Genomic DNA, 16872 nt, shown 5'->3' with positions numbered 1-16872 from the left:
TGCGGGGACGGTTACGTCGCGGCCGGCTCGTGCACCGGCTCCTCCGTCTCCGCGCCCCGTCCCGCCAGCCGCTCGCGCCAGGCCGCGAGTACGGCCGCGTCGGTCGGCTTCGTCGCCAGGGAGACGATCACGTACGCCGCGAGCGAGGCCAGCAGGCCGTAGTAGATCGGTTCGTTGGCGAGGATGCCGTATCCCGCCATCAGGCCGATCACCGCGAGACCGCCGACCGCCACCGCGGCCAGCGCGCCCGCCGCGGTGCCCCGGCGCCACAGCAGACCGCCGAGGATCGGCACCAGCAGGCCGCCGACGAGCAGGTTGTACGCGACGGTCAGGGCCTCGACGACGTTGTTGAGCGCGATGGAGATCAGGATGACGGCGATGCCCATGATGAGGATGAAGACCCGGTTGCCCTTCACCTCGTCGTGTTCGCCCTCGCCGGCCTCGCCGCCCCTGGACACCACGCCCCGCAGCCGGGACCAGATGTCGTTGTTGGCGACGGTGGCACAGGCGATCAGCGCGCCCGAGGACGTGGACATCACGGCGGCCAGCGCGGCGGCGAGCACCAGCCCGCGCACGCCGATCGGCAGCTCGTCCTTGACGATGGTCGCGAACGCGGAGTCGGGGCTGGGCAGCTTCGGGTACATGACCTTCGCGGCGGTGCCGATGACGGCGCCCGCGAGGGCGTAGACGAGGCAGTAGGTACCGGCGACGGTGCCACCGATCCGGGCGATCCTGTCGCTGCGAGCGGTGAAGACGCGCTGCCAGATGTCCTGGCCGATCAGCATGCCGAAGGTGTAGATCAGCACGTACGTGAAGATCGTCTCGCCGCCGATGCCGAGCGGGTCGAAGTACTCGGTGGGCAGCTTCGCCTTCATCTCGCTGAAGCCGCCCGCCTTGATCACCGCGATGGGCAGCAGGAGCAGCAGCACACCGATGGTCTTGACGACGAACTGCACCATGTCGGTGAGCGTGATCGACCACATCCCGCCGAGCGTGGAGTACGCGACGACGATGGCACCGCCGAGGATGATCGCGATCGTCCGGTTCAAGTCGAAGAGGACGTCGAAGATCGTTGCGTACGCGATGGTCGAGGTGACCGCGAGCATCAGCGTGTACGACCACATCACGACACCGGAGATGATCCCGGCCCGGCCGCCGTAGCGCAGGTCGAGCATCTCGGAGACGGTGTAGACCTTCAGCCGGGCGATCCGCGCCGAGAAGAAGATGGACAGGGCGAGAATTCCGAGACCGATGGTGAAGACCATCCAGGCGCCGGAGAGTCCGTACTGGTAGCCGAGGCCGACACCGCCGATGGTGGAGGCTCCGCCGAGGACTATCGCGGCCATCGTGCCCGAGTACATCCACGGTCCGAGCCTGCGGCCCGCCACCAGGAATTCGCTCTTGGACTTGGCGCGGCGCATGCCCCACCAGCCCATGGCGAGCATGCCGGCCAGATAAATGATGATCACCGCGTAGTCGACGGCCATGGGCTTCCTCCATTTCAGTCACAAGTGCACATGTCTTATGTGAAGAAGACGGTAGGTGGCCCGCAAGCAACGCTGAAGAGTACGTTTCATCCATAATTGAAGTCCCTGATGGATGGACCATCCATGCCGGAAGCCTCGGCCGGGCCGACCCCGATGCCTGCTCACCCGCCCGCTCCCCCACCCACGCCGCCGCCCACCCCGCCGATCCCGCTCGCCGAACTGCTCGCCCACGAGGAGCTCGGACTGCGCCGGATCGCCGGTCCGGCGGAGGCGGATCTGCTGTGGGTGCACACCACGGAGATGGCCGACCCGTACCCCTATCTGCTCGGCGGTGAGCTGCTGCTGAGCGCCGGGGTGCAGCTGAAGGACCCGGACGCGTTCGTGGACCGGCTGATGGAGGCGGGGGCGGCGGCGCTCGGTTTCGGGGTGACGCCGGTGTTCGACACGGTGCCGCAGGCGTTGATCGAGGCGTGCGACCGGCACGGCCTGCCGCTCCTCGAAGTGCCGCCGGAGACCCCGTTCACGGCGATCGCCCGGACGGTGTGGCGGCTGATGGCCGAGGCCCGTCACCGCGAGCTGCGCCGGGTGACGCGCGCCCAGCAGGCCCTGGCCACGGCGGCGGCCCGGCCGGACCCGGTCCCGGCGGTGCTGCATCAGCTGGCGGCCCAGCTGGAGGGCCGGGCGACGCTGCTCTCCGCGGACGGCGAGGAGCTGCACGCCTCGGGCCGCCGCCCGGCCCCCGATGTCGGGGCGGCGCTGGCCAGGCTCACCCAGGTGGTCCGCGCCGGTTCACGGCCCGCCCCGTCGTCCGCCACCGACACACTGCGGGACACCCATCTGTCCGCGTACGCGCTGGGCGGCGGCCAGGGGCTCGTCCTGGCGCTGGCGACGGACCGGCGCGAGGCGGGCGACCACACCATCGCCGGGATCGCGGTCGTCCTGCTCTCCCTGCTGGCCGCCCCGCACCAGGGCGCCGACGCCGCGGGCCGGTCCGCCGCCCTGGTCCGGATGCTGCTGGGCGCGGACCCGCAGGACGTCGCGCCGCTCCTCGGGGGCGCCGAGCAGTGGACGGTGGTGCACGCGCGCCGCAGCGGCGACGGCCCGGTCGACCCGCTCACCGCGGGTGCGCTGGGCGCCGCCCTCGGTTCGGCCCTGGTCGACGCGGGCCGGGGCGGCGACGCGGTACGGGTCCTGATCCCCGGCGGCGACCGGATCACCCCGCAGCCCGGCTGGACGCTCGGCGCGTCCGCCCCCGCCGCCATCACCACCCTCGACCTCGCCGACGGCCAGGCCTCCCGCGCCCTGGGCCGCGCCGTCGCCACCCGCACCCCGCTGGCCCACCACCACAACGGCGGCGGCTCCGGCCTGTCCGCCCTGATCCCGCCCGACCGTGCCGAGGCACACGCCCGCGCCCTCCTCGCCCCGCTCACCGAGCCGCTGACCGAGACCCTGCGCTGCTGGCTGAGCCTCCACGGCAGCTGGGACCGCACGGCCACGGCCCTGCGCATCCACCGCAACACGGTCCGCCAGCGCATCGCCCGCTGCGCGTCCCTGCTGGACGTGGACCTGGACGACATGGACGTACGGACGGAGCTGTGGTTCGCGCTGCGGGTGCGGTGATCAGCCCGGCAGCGCCCGCTACCGCAGCCCGAGGCAGGGCAGCCAGTCGCGCGAGGTGTCGTGGGTGGCGGTGAGCAGGGCGGCGAGGGCGCCCGGGGCCCCGGTGAGCAGGGAGGTCTGCGGTTTTCCGGGGGCGAGGGCCGTGGGCAGCCGGGTGGTCAGGTGCTCGGCCAGCCGGGCGGCCAGTACGGCGGCGGGCGACAGGCGGGCCCAGCGGTGGAAGGCGTCGGCGACGGCCAGCACGCCCGCCGCGCCGTGGCACAGCGCGAGCCGGTCCGTCAGGGGGTCGCCGAAGAGGTGGAAGTCCTCGTCGTACCGCTCCGTGAGAGTGGTGAAGGCGGCCGCCGCCCAGTCGGCAGCCGCCCGGTCGTCCAGCACGTCGGCCGCGTCCCAGAGCGCCCAGGTGATGCCGGGGGTGCCGTAGCACCAGGCCTGCCGGGCCCGTGCCCCGGTGGGTGGCGGGCCGTCGCGGCCGGCGCCGTCCCAGCTTTGGACACCCCGGTCGTCCGCGAAGGACTGCTCCATCAGCCAGTGGGTGGCGCGGCGCAGGGCGTCCGTCAGCCGCGGGCGTGGTCCGGTGCGGCGGACGGTCGCGGTGAGACCGGCGACGAGTCCCGCCACTCCGTGGCCCATCCCGGTGTTCACCCGGCCCTGCAGCCAGCCCAGCCGGGGGTGGCCGGGGTACTGGCCGATGTGCAGCCGGCGCAGGTCGTCGCTGTCGCACAGCGCCGCCAAGTGGGACGCGAACGGCAGGAGTTGGCGGACGGACGGCTTCGGCTCCCGGGCGCAGAGCGCGAGCAGGGTGCCGGCCGGTCCGGCGATGAGGTCGTAGTCGGGCAGGCCGACGTCCGTCGTCCGCCAGGGGTGCGCCGAGGCGGTGTTCAGCAGGTGGTCGCGGAGCCGGTCGGCGGCGCGGTTCAGCGGGGGGTGGATCCGGGCGGCCATGCGCAGGCCGGCGTAGGTTCCGGCCAGGCCGCCGTCGAGCAGCCCGCCGTGGGACAGGCCGCGGCCGACGGTCCGGGACCAGGCGGCCACCGCGTGCCGGGCACTCTCCGCCGCTGCCGGGTCGCCCGCGCGGGCGACCAGCGAGGCCAGTACCGGAATACCGGGGTCTGAGGTCTTTCTCTCGAACTCCGGGTATCCGTCCAGGAGTTGCCGGGAGAGATCGAGTGCCGAAGGGTGCGGTCCGGGGCCGTTCGGTGGCATCGGGCCTCCTCGTCGGGGAGCCACCCGAACCGGTCCGGGTGGCTCCGTTCAACTCAGTGATGGACGCGGGGCGTCCGGGTGGGCACGGTCAGCCGGCGGCCTCAGCCACAGATGACCGAGTCGCAGACGAGGATGGTGCACAGGGCGCTGTAGCTGTCCGTCAGCGCGGGCAGCTCGGTGCCGGTGATGCGCTCGTCCAGCTCGTCGATGAGGGTGTCGAGGTCGGTGATCTCCATGATGGACATGGTGTTTCCTCCTGTTTCCTACTGTTTCCGTGGTGGGTTGCCGCCCCGGCAACCGTCCGCACCGGGTGCGGGCGGGCCGGGGACGTCTCGGGCGAGGGCGGCGGCGGTCCGCACCGCAAGCTCCTCGGCGGTCCGGTCGAAGGGCAGCCTGAGCATCAACTCGGCGGCGACCGGTGCGCCCCGGTGCAGTGCGTCGCACAACGTCGGCCCGTGCGGTCCGGCCACCGGGCCGGGCAGCATCTCCTCGATGACCAGCTCGTCACCGGGCAGCGCGGCGCAGGCCCGCTCGATGGCGTTCAGCGCGGTCAGCGCTTCGAGGTCGACCGGCACCGGCTTGGCCTCGAAGGCGGGCCGTACGAAGACGAACCGGGGCAGCGCGGCGGACCGTACGAGTGTGGCCAGCGTCCTCACCCGGTCGAGGTCCCCGTCGCCCGGCCGCCACAGCAGGGCTCTGGGCACCCGCCAGGTGGCCGGGGAGACGACCAGGTCGGTGCCGATCGTCACCCTGGGCGTACGGACGGGAGCCGGGTGCGCGGGGAAGGCCGCGGCGAGACCGTCGAGCCGGAGCATCGTGCCCGCCCAGGGGTGCCCGGCCGACAGCAGCAGCCGGACCAGCACGTCGTACGGGGGCATCGGGTTACGGGTCGCGTGGTGGACGGGCACCACGCGCTCACCGTCCACCTCGGCGACGATCCGGCCGCCGGACCGGCGCAGGGTGATGCGGTCGAGGGGGAGGTGGCGGTGGTCGGTACGGTCCGGGCCACCGGCACCGAAGTACGCCGCCGGGTTGGGGTCGCCGGTCCACCAGCGGGTGGTGACGGGCCGTCGGACGGCGTTGGCCGCGCGCTCCGTCACCGGCGGGACCAGCAGTTCGACGAACCTCACCCCTGCCCGTCGCTCCACGGCTGCCAGGAAGTCGCGGTAACTGTCGACGGAGCCGTAGCCGCTGCCGCCGTAGAGGGCCTGGAGCGCTTCGGCGAACCTGGCGTCGATGATCCCGGCGGGCGAGGCGGTCTCCAGCACCGCGACGGGTCCCGGGCCGGGCAACGGGCGCAGCAGACAGTCCAGCGGCCAGGGCGGCACCGCCTTCTCGGCCGGCGGCGCGCCGAGAGCGTCCAGGAGGTCGTCGTCGATGTCCACCTGCGCCTCGTCGCGGTGGGCGGCGAGGCGGTCGAGGAGCCGGGCGTACCCGGATTCCGGCGCGTGGGCCGGGTGCCATCCCCCGTACCGGCGTGGGACAGGTCCGGGGGACGGCCGCTCGCCCGAGCCCGAGCCCGAGCCCGGCAGCAGTTCGGCCAGGATCTCGCCGACCGGACGCGGGTGCTCGTCCAGCCGCTCGGTGCCCGGCACGGGCGGCGGCGTGTCGGCGCCCGTGTCCCGGTCGGCCCGGCGCAGCGCGGCCAGGCGGTGGGCGGTCCGCAGGGCGTGCTGGACGCGGGCGGCGGCCCGTTCGGGCACGCGGGCGTCCAGGCCGCGGTAGGAGTCGAGGAACCAGCCGCCCGGCCCGAGGTCCCCCGGCTGGGGCAGCCGCCCGTCGCCGGCCACCCGGGCGGCCGGGGACCAGGCGGTGTGCTGTTGGCGCGGGGCCACACAGAGCTGGAGCACGCCCAGCCCCATCAGGTGGGTGAGGAATCCGCGCAGTACGACCGGGTCGGCGACCGGCAGCGCGCACTCCAGCTCCGCGAGGGTGCGCGGCCCTTCGGCGAACAGGGAGAGCAGCAGGTCCAGCAGCGCGGTACGCCGCACCGCGACCTGCCTCAGCCGCCCCGGATCGCCCGGGTCGATCGCGTAGCAGCGCAGCGTTCCGCCCGTACCGTCCTCGTCCTTGCCGTCGGTGAGGTGCAGCGGGGCGGGCGCGAGCGCGGTGTCCGGGTCGGCGCCCCGCAGGTCCCGCGCACCGGCGAGGGTACGTACGGTGTGGACGTTCTCCACGGCGGCGGCGGCCAGCCCGGACAGTTCGGCACCGGGGGCGAGCAGCGGGGACCCCGCCCCGTCGGCGAAGCCGGTACCGCCGACCGGGACCGGAGCGACCTGCCCCACCCAGCCGCGCGGCGTGGTCTTCGCCGCCGCCCGCCCCACCGCTCGCCACAGGTACGCGGAACGCTTGCGCAGCCGCTTCCCGCTCCACGTCCCGCCCCCGGCCAGGCGCACGGCCACCTCTTCCGCCGGCCCGGGGCTCGCGGCGTCGACGAACTCCCGCAGGACCGGGCCGTCGGACACCTGGGACCAGGCCAGCGCCCCCACCCGCTCGCGCTCGTCACCGAGCGCGCGCTCCAGCTCCGCCCGGGTCGCGAGCGCCGACGCGGCTTCGCGGCACAGCGCCCCCGCCTCCCGTACGAGCCACTCGGGTGCGGCGGTCAGCGTCTCCAGGAATCCGCAGTCCGCCGGGCCCGGCGCCGCGCCGGAGTGCAGCCGCCGCCGCAGGGCCAGCACGGCGCGGCGCTCGCTGTCCGTCAGGCGCCGGTCGGGGACGACGAGGCCGAGCCCCTCGGCGAGGCGCCGGGCGTGCGCGGACTGCCGCTCGACGGTGCCGGCGTGCTCGACGACCCGGGCGAACAGCCCGGAGCCGCCTGCGGCCGTCCACATCGCGAGAGGGACTCCGGAGGCGCGCACCAGGGCGGTGGCGCCCAGGGTCCGGCCACCGGCCGTGCCGGGGCGGGCGGGTGCCGGGGAGGTCGCATCCGGCGGAGTGCCCCCCGGCGGGACGACGGGGAGTCCGGTCATGTCACGCCACCACCCCGTTGCCCGCGACGCCGGCTGCCGTCCCGTCGTCGAACAGCGCCTCGGCGACCAGGCTCTGGCGGGCGTGCGAGAGCCGGGCCCGGTTCCAGTGGAAGATCACCGCATGGGCGGCGGCGCGGCGCGGGCCGCGTACCGCGTACCCGGACTCGAAGTAGCCGGTGCGCCAGCGGTTCGCGGCCAGGCGCACCGCCTCGCAGTGGCGCTCCTGGTCCGCGCGCGACGTTCCGGGCAGACCGGCGAGGAGCTGGTCGCGGGGCTGTTCCCAGTAGGCGCGGATGCCCTCGGCCGCCCGGCGGAGCGCGGCGTCCCGCAGGCCCCCGGGAAGACGGCGTCCGGTGTCCGTGCGCACCGCGTCCCAGACGCCCCGGTGTTCCCAGCCGACGATGCCCAGGCCGTCGAACATGTCCCGGAGCAGGGCGAGGGAGAACCGCCAGTCCGCCGCGGCGTTCGGGTCTCCTTCCCCGGGCCGCCGGGTGTGGTGGCCGAGCCAGGCCAGGGAGTCCGCGGTGAACAACTCGTGCACCCACGGCATGGAGCCCGGCCCGCCGAAGAGGTAGGACTCCGGCTCGTACACCGCACACACCGGAGGCCCGGCCAGTCCTCCGAACTCCTTGATCCGGTCGAGGAGTTCGGCCTGCAACAGAACGGTGCCCGTCATCCTGTCCGCCTGGAAACGCACCCGCAGACCGGGCGGCTTGTGCATGAAGAAGAAGGCGCGCGCGGTGTGTCCGTCGAGGAGGTCGTGTGCGGTGCCGGCGAGCCATTCGTACAGGCGCGGCCATGAACTCGGCTGCGGGGCCAGGTTCACCTGAACCCAGCTCGCCTCCGGGTGCTCCACTCCCGACATGGGACCTCCGTGTGTCGTGTTCCGGGCATGACGGGGCAGCTCGTGGACCGTCGGATGCGTCCGCGGAGTGGGCGCCGCGGCCTCGCTCAGGTATCGGGAGAAGCCCTGCTTCGTGCTGTGTCTTCTGCGGATCGCGGATTCACGGGACGCTTCGAAGCGCCCTGGCCGCCTGTCGGCCGGACCGGATGCGCCCGGGGCCGACCGGTCGGAACCGGAGGCCCTGTCCGTCTGCGCCGGACCGGTCGGGTCCGTCAACAGGTCAATTCCCGCGTCCACACCACCTGAAAGAGATATGGCAATAAGTCAGATGATGGACGGGTGTGCGCTTGGCGTGGCCCATGAGCCAGGAGCGCAGAAACCCACGCCGTCGCACGATCCACAGCAACGGCAGGCCCGAGCCACGCCTGCCCCATGGCCGCGAACACCTCCGGCGACGAACAGGCGAGGTGTTCGCGCCGGTGCACGAAGGCGTGCCGCGATCTTCCACGAGGGCTTCGAGCGCCCCCGTTTCCGCCTGTCTGCGCAGGTCAAGGCCGTGCCACGCTGGCGGCGACCAGGGCACGGAACCCTGGGCACCGTCTGAAAAGAGGTCTCTGTCTTGAACCGCTTCAGCGCGCTTGCCGTCACCTCTCTCGCCCTCGCCCTGGGGCTGGCCACCGGGCCCGCCGCGGGCGCCGCTCCGGAGAACGCCGCCACCGGGAGTGCCGTTTCCGGGAGCGCCAGGGCTTCCTTCAGTTGCAGCCCCGGGTACTTCTGTATCTACAGCGACTGGAACGGGGGTGGTACCCGCTGCCAGTGGTCCGACGAGCGGCGGGCGAATACCGCCGACGACTGCTCGTTCATCCAGCGGGGCCAGAACGTCCGCTCCGTGTGGAACGCGACCGGGCACCGCGTGCAGTACTACACCCAGACCAACTACAACTCGCGGGTCGGCTCCACTCCCGCCGGCAGCGGTGGCAACCTCCAGGGGAACTACCAGATCCGTTCCTTCAAGCCGCAGTAGCGGCGACAGTCACAGAGGTACGCACAACGGTCCTCCCCGGCCAGCCGCCGGGGAGGGCCTCCGCATGTCCGCGGTCGGGCGACGGACGCGGTCGGGCGACGGAGGCAGTCGGGCGACGCCCACGGACGGGCGATGTCCGCGGCCGGGCGTGCCGCGCATCACCCTGGACAGCTCCCATGACTGCCGGGTAACTTTTGAACGTATCTGAGCAAGCGCTTAGCCAGGCCGCCGGCCGGGCCGACGCCGACCGAAGCTGATCTAGGAGGCACCCCGTGCGCCGTACGGTATTCAACGAGGACCACGAGGCGTTCCGGGAGACCATACGCGCCTTCATCGAGGCTGAGGTCGTCCCCCACTTCGACGAGTGGTTCCAGCAGGGCATCGTGCCGCGCGAGCTCTACACCAAGCTCGCCGACCTCGGCCTGTTCGGCATCAACGTGCCCGAGGAGTTCGGCGGCGCCGGCCTGGAGACCCACAAGTTCGAGGCCATCCAGTACGAGGAGACCGCCCGCGCGGGCGTCAACTTCGGCGGCTCCAACGTGCACGTCCTGCTCGCCCTGCCGTACATCAAGATGCTCGCCAACGACGAGCAGAAGAAGCGCTACCTGCCCAAGTTCGTCTCCGGCGAGGAGATGTGGGCCCTCGCGATGACCGAGCCGGGCACCGGTTCCGACCTCGCGGGCATGAAGACCACCGCCAAGCTCTCCGAAGACGGCACGCACTACGTGCTCAACGGCTCCAAGACCTTCATCACGGGCGGCGTCCACGCCGACCGCGTCATCGTCTGCGCCCGCACCTCCGCGCCCACCGCCGAGGACCGCCGCTACGGCATCTCGCTGTTCGCCGTCGACACCAAGTCCGAGGGCTACTCCCTGGGCCGCAAGCTCGACAAGCTCGGCCTGCGCACGTCCGACACCGCCGAGCTGGCCTTCGTCGATGTGAAGGTGCCCGTCGGGGACCTGCTCGGCGAGGAGAACAAGGGCTTCTACTACCTCGGCCAGAACCTGCCGTCCGAGCGCTGGGGTATCGCGTTCGGCGCGTACGCGCAGGCCAAGGCCGCGGTCCGGTTCGCGCAGCAGTACGTGCAGGAGCGCACCGTCTTCGGCAAGACCGTCGCGTCCTTCCAGAACACCAAGTTCGAGCTGGCCGCCTGCCAGGCCGAGGTGGACGCCGCCGAGGCCGTCGCCGACCGCGCTCTGGAGGCCCTCGACGCCGGTGAGCTGAGCGCCGCCGAGGCCGCCTCCGCGAAGCTGTTCTGCACCGAGGTCGCGCACCGCGTCATCGACCGCTGCCTCCAGCTGCACGGCGGCTACGGCTACATGAACGAGTACCCGATCGCCCGCCTGTACGCGGACAACCGGGTCAACCGCATCTACGGCGGCACCAACGAGGTCATGAAGTCGATCATCGCCAAGTCCATGGGCCTGTGAGAGCGGCTACGTTCCTTCCATGAGCGCAGCACTCGACTCCCTGCTCGATCTGCTCGACCTGGAGCAGATCGAGCGGGACATCTTCCGGGGTACGAGCCGTTCGGCGGTCGTCCCCCGGGTCTTCGGCGGCCAGGTCGCGGCCCAGGCCCTGGTCGCCGCGGGCCGCACCGTCCCCGCCGACCGGACCGCCCACTCCCTGCATTCCTATTTCCTCCGGATGGGCGACCCGGGCGCGCCGATCGTCTACAGCGTCGACCGCATCCGCGACGGCCGCTCCTTCACCACCCGCCGGGTCGTCGCCGTCCAGCACGGCCAGCCGATCTTCCACCTCTCGGCCTCGTTCCAGACGTACGAGGAGGGCCTGGAGCACCAGGCGGCCATGCCGTCCGCCCCGGCCCCGGAGACGCTGCCCACGGCGGAGCAGATGCTGCCCAGGTACGCGGACCGCTTCAGCGGGCCGGGGGTCGTGGACCGGCTGATCGAGGCACGGGCCGCGGTCGATCTGCGGTACGTGGACGAGCCGCCCTTCGGCACCGTCGGCGAACCGCGCGAGCCCCGCTCCCAGGTGTGGTTCCGCACGAACGGCAAGCTCGCGGACGACCCGCTGCTCCACGTCTGCATGGCCACGTACGTCTCCGACATGACGCTGCTCGACTCGGTGCTCCTCGCCCATGGGCGAGGCGGCTGGGCGGTCGGCGACGTGGTCGGCGCGAGCCTGGACCACGCGATGTGGTTCCACCGGCCGTTCCGGGCCGACGAATGGCTCCTTTACGACCAGGAGTCGCCGTCCGCGTCCGGCGGGCGCGGGCTCGGCCAGGCCCGGATCTACACCCAGGACGGCCGGCTGGCGATCACCGTCATCCAGGAGGGCGTGGTCCGCGTACCCCGGGACTGACGGGCCGTATCCCGTCGATTCGGACATACTCCCCACCATGAGCGACGAGACCACGAGTGGTACGAAGTCCGGTGGTGGGGAGTCCGTGTTCACGGTCGTCGTCGCGGCGGCCGCCAATCTCGGCATCGCCGTGGCGAAGGCCGTCGCCGGGGTGATCAGCGGATCGAGCGCGATGCTCTCCGAGGCGGCGCACTCGGTCGCCGACACGGTCACCGAGCTGCTGCTGCTCACCGCGCTGAAGCGCAGCGAGAAGCCCGCGGACGAGGAACACCCGCTGGGCTACGGCCCCGAGCGCTACATCTGGGCGATGCTCGCCTCCGTGGCCACGTTCGTCGGCGGTGCGGTGTTCTCCGTCTACGACGGCGTCCACACCCTCGCGGCGGGCGAGGAGCTCGGCGATCCGCTCGTCTCGTACATCGTGCTCGCGGTGGCCTTCCTGCTGGAGGGCTACTCGCTGCGCACCGGGGTCCGGCAGGTCCGCGGCGAGGCCGCGCGACTGCGGGCGCCCGTCGGGCACTACTTCCGCCACACCCCCGACACCGCGGTCAAGGCCGTGGTGATGGAGGACTCGGCGGCGCTGGCGGGTCTGCTGCTCGCCGCGGGCGGCCTGCTCGGCGGCCAGCTGACCGGCTCCGGGGTCTGGGACGGCATCGCGTCGATCCTGATCGGCCTGCTGCTGGTGTACGTCGCCTGGGTGCTGGGCCGGTCCAACGCCCAGCTGCTGATCGGGCGCCCGGTGTCGAAGCCGATGCGGGCCGGCGTCCGCGAGGAGCTGCTCTCCGTCCCGCACATCATCGACGTACTGGAACTCACCACGCTCATCCAGGGCCCGACCGAGATCCTGATCGCCGCGAAGATCGACTTCCGGGACGCCTCGACCGCCGACCAGATCGAGTGGGCGTGCGAGGAGGCCGAGGAGCAGCTGCGCGAGCGCTACCCGTCGATCCGCCGGGTGTACCTGGACCCGACCCCGGGTCTGCGGCAGCGGGGGCGCGGGGCGGGCGGGACGGGTACCGGGCCGGTCTGACCGGGCGGGCCCGGCCGGGCCGGGGGCGGGCCCGGCCCGCGTCAGCCCCTCGTCAGTCCCTCGTGAGCCCCGCCGCGTCCAGCAGGTACTCCGTCATCGGGTCGTAGAACCGCGGGTCCAGCACATGGTCGTCCAGCGGGACGGCCACCTGGAGCGTCCCCTCCGCCTCGCCGAGGAAGAGCGCCGGGTCGTTGCAGTCCGCGTACCCGATCGCGTCGAGACCGCGCTGCGCCGCGCAACCCGCCCAGCCGTGGTCGGCGACGACCAGGTCCGGCAGCGGGCGGCCCTCGCGCTCCAGGCCGTCCAGGATGGCGGCCATCGGGGCGGGCGAGTGGGTGTGCCAGAGGGTCGCGCCGCGCTCCTGCACAGCGACGTCCGCGAACTGGAACACCATGCCCTCGTCGGCGATCAGCCCCGAGGGAATCCGTACGATCTCGCATCCGGCGGCCCGCAGCGCGTCCGCGGTCTGCCGGTGCACGTCGAGGAGCCCGCCCGGATGGCCGGTCGCGAACAGCACCCGCTCCGCCCCCGCCGCCGCCTTCCGCAGCCGCGCCGCCGCCCGCTCCAGGGCGTCGACCGTCAGCTCCGGGTCGATGGTGTCCTGCCCGAACCGGTGCTCCGGATCGTCGCTGACCCCGCAGCGCTCGGCCATCACCGCCAGCACGTCCTGCTCGTCGCGCCACCGGTCTCCGAGCTCCAGGCCGAGCCAGTAGTGGCGGTCGCCGTTGGCGAGCTTGCGGTAGTGGGAGAGGTTGTTGTCGCGCGGTGTGGCGACGTCTCCGGCGATACGCGTACGGACGAGATGTTCGACGAGAGCGGCACGGCTGGGTATCGGCATGAACCCATTGTGCCGTCAGGTGTGCGCAGTGTGCCGGGTGTCTTGCCCGACGGACTGATCGAACCCGGCCACCGGTCAGGGCAGGCGGGGCGCGTACGTGACCTTCTCCAGGTGGTAGTACCGGGCGACGCACCGCGCCGGCCACACCCGCCGGCCGCCCCCGCCGAACGGCTCCAGCATCCCGCCGACCGACACCGGTGTGTACGGGAGCACCTGGGCGCCGCGCGCCGCCCCGTCCCGCAGCGAGCGGTCCTGGCGGTCCCAGCGCTGGGCGCGTACCTCCATCTCCGTACCCAGCCGGAACAGCGGGACGGCGAGGCCGACGCAGGTCAGCGCGCAGACGGCGGCGACGACCGCCGTCGCCGTACGGGCCCCCCACCGGCGGGCGCGCACCTCCCGCCCCAGCAGCGCGCCGACGCCGGCCAGCAGCAGCACGTACACCAGCAGGAAGTCGCCCCAGACGCGGGCCGCCGTCACCACGCCCGTCCCGAAGACCGGGTAGGTGATGACGATGCAGAGGCAGCCGGAGACCAGGACGACGAGGACAGCGACGAGGACCGGGAGCAGGGGCCTGCGCACCAGGGGCCCGTCCGGTCCGTGCCGGCCGCCGCGCACCGAGAGGCCCAGCAGTACGCCGACGGCGAGCGCCCCCGCGTACTGCCACGTCGTGAGGACCGTCCCCAGGATCTCGCCGAACGCCCGCAGCGCAAGGGCCAGTTGCTCCGCACCCAGCATGGATCCCGTGTCCGCGCCGATCCGTTCGCGCCGGGCGTGCGCGCCGGGCGAGAAGTACAGGACGGCCGTCCCGGTCACGATCCCGGCGAAGGCGGCAGCGCACCAGATGCGCGTACGGACGGCACCGGTGCTGGTGCCGGTGCCGGGATCCGACCGGAAGCTGAGCAGCAGTACGGCGCAGAGCGCGACGCACGCGACGAGCGACGTCTCCTCCGACAGCGTTCCGATGAAGATCCCGGCGGCGAGGGCGACGGCCACGGCGAGGGCCCGGCCCCGGCGGCTCCGCGCGCGCAGCAGCGGAATCACGGCGGCGCAGGCCAGCACCGGGGAGACGGTGTGCGAGACGGAGGAGGCGGGCCAGTAGAACGTCTTGTACGTGTCGGGCGTCGCGAGCAGGAAGACCGCCGCAACCGTCGCGGCCACCAGCAACGGCATCCCGCGCGGCGCGGTCAGCCCGGCCCGGCCGAGCGCGGCAAGGGTCAGCGCCCAGAGGACGCCGACCACGATCACCCCGCTGACCAGCGCGAACCACTGCTGGCCCGGTACGCCGAACGCCCCGTACCCGACGACCAGCAGGGCGTTGGCGACGCGCCCGTTGTCGTGCAGGTAGAACTTCGCGATCATCCCGGAGGCGCCCTCGTCCCGCACGACGGGGAGGAAGCACCAGTCGTCCGCTCCCGGGCGGACCAGCCGGCCGATCCAGAAGGCCGCGCCGAGCAGGGCGAGCGGGAACAGGGTGAGGGCCGCCGTCCGGACCGCCGCCCACCGGCCCGCCTCCCGCTCACTCTCCCTCCGCTCGTTCTTCTCCCGCTCGCCCGCCTCCCCTGCACCGACGGGATTCGACGTGCCCGCGGTCATGCGCAGTGGTGCCCTTCGTGGTTCCGCAATGCCGCCGACCCGTTCGGGGAAACGCTCGGGGTTGCGTACGAGGACGCGTCCAGGGATTCGTCCGGGGATGCGTACGGGGAAACACGCCGGGCAACGTGCGGGGATTCACTCGATTCCCGCACCACGTAATGCGGCCGCTGTTTGGTCTCGCAATAGATGCGTCCCACGTATTCACCGATGACCCCCAGCGTGGCGAGCTGGATTCCACCGAGGGCCACGACAGCGGTCAGCAGGGTGGTGTAGCCGGGCACGGCGATTCCGTGCAGTGCGACGCCGCCGATGGTCCACAGGGCGTATCCCAGCGCCGCCAGCGCGAGCGCGAGACCGACGTGGATGGCCAGGCGCAGCGGGCGGCTGTTGAAGGAGATCAGGCCGTCGATCCCGTAGTTGAGCAGACGCCTGCCGCCCCATTTCGAGCTCCCCGCCGCCCGCCTCACGTTGCGGTAGGTGAAGGAGGCGGTGTCGAAGCCGATCCAGGAGAAGATCCCCTTGGAGAAGCGGTTGGTCTCGGGCAGTGCGAGCACCGCGTCCACGGCGGTGCGCGACAGCAGCCTGAAGTCGCCTTCGCCGTCGACGACGGGCACGTCCATGCACCGGCCCATGGCGCGGTAGTAGGCGGTGCTGAGCAGCGTGCGCAGGGCGCCCTCGCCGGTGCGGTCCCGTCTCGCGACGACCTGGTCGTACCCGCGCTGCCGCAGCTCCAGCATGCGGGGCAGCAGTTCCGGGGGGTGCTGGAGGTCGGCGTCCATGAGGACGACGGCGTCGCCGCGTGACATGCGCAGCCCGGCGAGCATGGCGGCCTCCTTGCCGAAATTGCGGCTGAAGGAGGTGTAGCGGACGCGCTGGTCCACGGTGGCGAGCGAGCCGATCCGGGCTCTGGTGCGGTCGCTGCTGCCGTCGTCGACATAACAGATCTCGAACGTCCGCCGGATCGGTTCGAGAACGGAGATCAGCGCGCGGTGAAACGCCTCGATCACCTCGTCCTCGTTGAAACAGGGGACAACGATCGAAACCTGACATGTTTTCATTTAAATTTCCCATCAGGCGTGGACGAGACGACTCGAACCATATGCCTGTGGATCACCACGACACCCCGAAGGGCGGAGCCGCACCGGGAATCGGGGGAGAATTTGAATAATCCCCCTCCGCCATTTCTCCCCTTGCGCATCAATTCATATATTCAAAGCGCCGATGGTATCCATCTCGCGCCCGCACGCGGGTATTCACCTCACGCGCGGGCCGCCGCCTCGAACGCCCCGCGGGCCAGCCGGTGCAGCAGCGCCGCCGTGTCCGCGCGGTCCGGCTGGGCACCGGGCCGGCCCAGGTGCGGGGTCGAGTTCAGCAGGCCGAAAACGGCGTGGACGGCGGCGCGGGCCTCGTGCTCGGGCAGGTCCGGATACATCTCGCGGACCACCTCCACCCACACCTCGACGTACTGCCGCTGCAGCTGGCGGACCCGCTTGCGGTCGGCCTCCCGGAGGCGGTCCAGCTCGCGATCGTGGAGGGTGATCAGAGGGCGGTCGTCGAGGGCGAAGTCGATGTGCCCCTCGATGAGCGCGTCGAGCAGGGCCCGCGGGGAGCTGTCCTCGCACGCCGCGTCCTCCGACACGCGCAGCCGCCCGCCGGCCAGCAGCCGCTCGCTGATGCCGACCAGCAGCTCGGCGAGCATCGCGTCCTTGCCGGGGAAGTGGCGGTAGAGCCCGGGACCGCTGATGCCGACGGCGGCTCCTATCTCGTCGACACCGACGCCGTGGAAACCGCGCTCGGCAAAGAGGCGGGCGGCCTCCTTGAGGATCTGCTCGCGGCGGGTGGGGGCGTCCGTCCTCGTGGTCATGGATTCGATTCTAGACAGTGCGGTTAGCGACCGTTAACCTGAAGTCGGACGTTAACGGTCACTAACTACTGCGGT

General features: G+C 72.4%; 14 protein-coding genes. 5 read left to right on the top strand and 9 right to left on the bottom strand.

What is annotated here, in order from left to right:
* Positions 1-11: 11 nt before the first annotated feature.
* Positions 12-1487 carry a sodium:solute symporter gene (locus ACFYY1_RS01195; protein WP_388579203.1) on the bottom strand — a complete coding sequence of 492 codons (1476 nt, stop codon included), beginning with the start codon at positions 1485-1487 and terminating at the stop codon, positions 12-14.
* Positions 1488-1610: 123 nt separating this feature from the next.
* Between ACFYY1_RS01195 and ACFYY1_RS01190 the strand changes: the two genes are divergently transcribed.
* Entirely contained in the window at positions 1611-3107 is a 1497-nt protein-coding gene (locus tag ACFYY1_RS01190) for a PucR family transcriptional regulator ligand-binding domain-containing protein (RefSeq protein ID WP_388579200.1), read from the top strand.
* A gap of 18 nt (positions 3108-3125) precedes the next feature.
* On the opposite strand, the gene ACFYY1_RS01185 is transcribed toward ACFYY1_RS01190, so the two are convergent.
* From ACFYY1_RS01185 to ACFYY1_RS01170, 4 genes are all read right to left on the bottom strand, one after another.
* Positions 3126-4313 carry a lanthionine synthetase LanC family protein gene (locus tag ACFYY1_RS01185; protein WP_388579197.1) on the bottom strand — a complete coding sequence of 396 codons (1188 nt, stop codon included), beginning with the start codon at positions 4311-4313 and terminating at the stop codon, positions 3126-3128.
* A 101-nt stretch (positions 4314-4414) separates the two neighbouring features.
* A complete protein-coding gene (locus tag ACFYY1_RS01180; RefSeq protein ID WP_388579195.1) occupies positions 4415-4558 on the bottom strand; it encodes a hypothetical protein in 144 nt (47 codons plus the stop codon).
* 18 nt (positions 4559-4576) lie between these two features.
* Positions 4577-7282, bottom strand: a complete 2706-nt coding sequence (locus ACFYY1_RS01175; protein ID WP_388579192.1) for a lantibiotic dehydratase — start codon at positions 7280-7282, stop codon at positions 4577-4579.
* A 1-nt stretch (position 7283) separates the two neighbouring features.
* A complete protein-coding gene (locus ACFYY1_RS01170; protein ID WP_388579189.1) occupies positions 7284-8147 on the bottom strand; it encodes a thiopeptide-type bacteriocin biosynthesis protein in 864 nt (287 codons plus the stop codon).
* Positions 8148-8745: 598 nt separating this feature from the next.
* On the opposite strand from ACFYY1_RS01170, the gene ACFYY1_RS01165 reads away from it, so the two are divergent.
* The 4 genes from ACFYY1_RS01165 to ACFYY1_RS01150 all read left to right on the top strand — a co-directional run bounded on the left by ACFYY1_RS01165 (position 8746) and on the right by ACFYY1_RS01150 (position 12502).
* Entirely contained in the window at positions 8746-9150 is a 405-nt protein-coding gene (locus tag ACFYY1_RS01165) for a peptidase inhibitor family I36 protein (RefSeq protein ID WP_388579188.1), read from the top strand.
* Between the two features lie 272 nt (positions 9151-9422).
* A complete protein-coding gene (locus tag ACFYY1_RS01160) occupies positions 9423-10580 on the top strand; it encodes an acyl-CoA dehydrogenase family protein (RefSeq protein WP_388579185.1) in 1158 nt (385 codons plus the stop codon).
* Positions 10581-10599: 19 nt separating this feature from the next.
* The gene (locus ACFYY1_RS01155; protein ID WP_388579182.1) at positions 10600-11475 is read left to right on the top strand and encodes an acyl-CoA thioesterase; all 876 of its coding nucleotides are present in this window, start codon (positions 10600-10602) and stop codon (positions 11473-11475) included.
* 37 nt (positions 11476-11512) lie between these two features.
* A complete protein-coding gene (locus ACFYY1_RS01150; RefSeq protein WP_388579180.1) occupies positions 11513-12502 on the top strand; it encodes a cation diffusion facilitator family transporter in 990 nt (329 codons plus the stop codon).
* A 52-nt stretch (positions 12503-12554) separates the two neighbouring features.
* Here ACFYY1_RS01150 and ACFYY1_RS01145 read toward each other — a convergent pair whose 3' ends face one another.
* The 4 genes from ACFYY1_RS01145 to ACFYY1_RS01130 all read right to left on the bottom strand — a co-directional run bounded on the left by ACFYY1_RS01145 (position 12555) and on the right by ACFYY1_RS01130 (position 16797).
* Positions 12555-13340 carry a phosphatase gene (locus tag ACFYY1_RS01145; protein WP_388579177.1) on the bottom strand — a complete coding sequence of 262 codons (786 nt, stop codon included), beginning with the start codon at positions 13338-13340 and terminating at the stop codon, positions 12555-12557.
* Positions 13341-13415: 75 nt separating this feature from the next.
* Positions 13416-14933 carry a DUF6056 family protein gene (locus ACFYY1_RS01140; protein ID WP_388579174.1) on the bottom strand — a complete coding sequence of 506 codons (1518 nt, stop codon included), beginning with the start codon at positions 14931-14933 and terminating at the stop codon, positions 13416-13418.
* Positions 14930-15940, bottom strand: a complete 1011-nt coding sequence (locus ACFYY1_RS01135) for a glycosyltransferase family 2 protein (RefSeq protein ID WP_388579171.1) — start codon at positions 15938-15940, stop codon at positions 14930-14932. Before ACFYY1_RS01135 ends, ACFYY1_RS01140 begins: the two co-directional genes overlap by 4 nt.
* A 251-nt stretch (positions 15941-16191) precedes the next feature.
* Positions 16192-16797, bottom strand: coding sequence for a TetR/AcrR family transcriptional regulator (locus ACFYY1_RS01130; protein ID WP_388579170.1), 606 nt, complete (start codon positions 16795-16797; stop codon positions 16192-16194).
* Positions 16798-16872 lie beyond the last annotated feature (75 nt).

It is taken from the genome of Streptomyces sp. NPDC001890 (genome assembly GCF_042891445.1).
Lineage (GTDB): Bacteria > Actinomycetota > Actinomycetes > Streptomycetales > Streptomycetaceae > Streptomyces.
This window is presented reverse-complemented; position numbering and strand designations above follow the sequence as displayed.

What these genes read in the sequence shown, in the direction of transcription:
- ACFYY1_RS01150 (WP_388579180.1), top strand. Translation starts at nt 11,513, where the DNA reads ATGAGCGACGAGACCACGAGTGGTACGAAGTCCGGTGGTGGGGAGTCC.
- ACFYY1_RS01175 (WP_388579192.1), bottom strand. Translation starts at nt 7,282, where the DNA reads ATGACCGGACTCCCCGTCGTCCCGCCGGGGGGCACTCCGCCGGATGCG.
- ACFYY1_RS01180 (WP_388579195.1), bottom strand. Translation starts at nt 4,558, where the DNA reads ATGTCCATCATGGAGATCACCGACCTCGACACCCTCATCGACGAGCTG.
- ACFYY1_RS01190 (WP_388579200.1), top strand. Translation starts at nt 1,611, where the DNA reads ATGCCGGAAGCCTCGGCCGGGCCGACCCCGATGCCTGCTCACCCGCCC.
- ACFYY1_RS01130 (WP_388579170.1), bottom strand. Translation starts at nt 16,797, where the DNA reads ATGACCACGAGGACGGACGCCCCCACCCGCCGCGAGCAGATCCTCAAG.
- ACFYY1_RS01170 (WP_388579189.1), bottom strand. Translation starts at nt 8,147, where the DNA reads ATGTCGGGAGTGGAGCACCCGGAGGCGAGCTGGGTTCAGGTGAACCTG.
- ACFYY1_RS01185 (WP_388579197.1), bottom strand. Translation starts at nt 4,313, where the DNA reads ATGCCACCGAACGGCCCCGGACCGCACCCTTCGGCACTCGATCTCTCC.
- ACFYY1_RS01140 (WP_388579174.1), bottom strand. Translation starts at nt 14,933, where the DNA reads ATGACCGCGGGCACGTCGAATCCCGTCGGTGCAGGGGAGGCGGGCGAG.
- ACFYY1_RS01145 (WP_388579177.1), bottom strand. Translation starts at nt 13,340, where the DNA reads ATGCCGATACCCAGCCGTGCCGCTCTCGTCGAACATCTCGTCCGTACG.
- ACFYY1_RS01195 (WP_388579203.1), bottom strand. Translation starts at nt 1,487, where the DNA reads ATGGCCGTCGACTACGCGGTGATCATCATTTATCTGGCCGGCATGCTC.
- ACFYY1_RS01155 (WP_388579182.1), top strand. Translation starts at nt 10,600, where the DNA reads ATGAGCGCAGCACTCGACTCCCTGCTCGATCTGCTCGACCTGGAGCAG.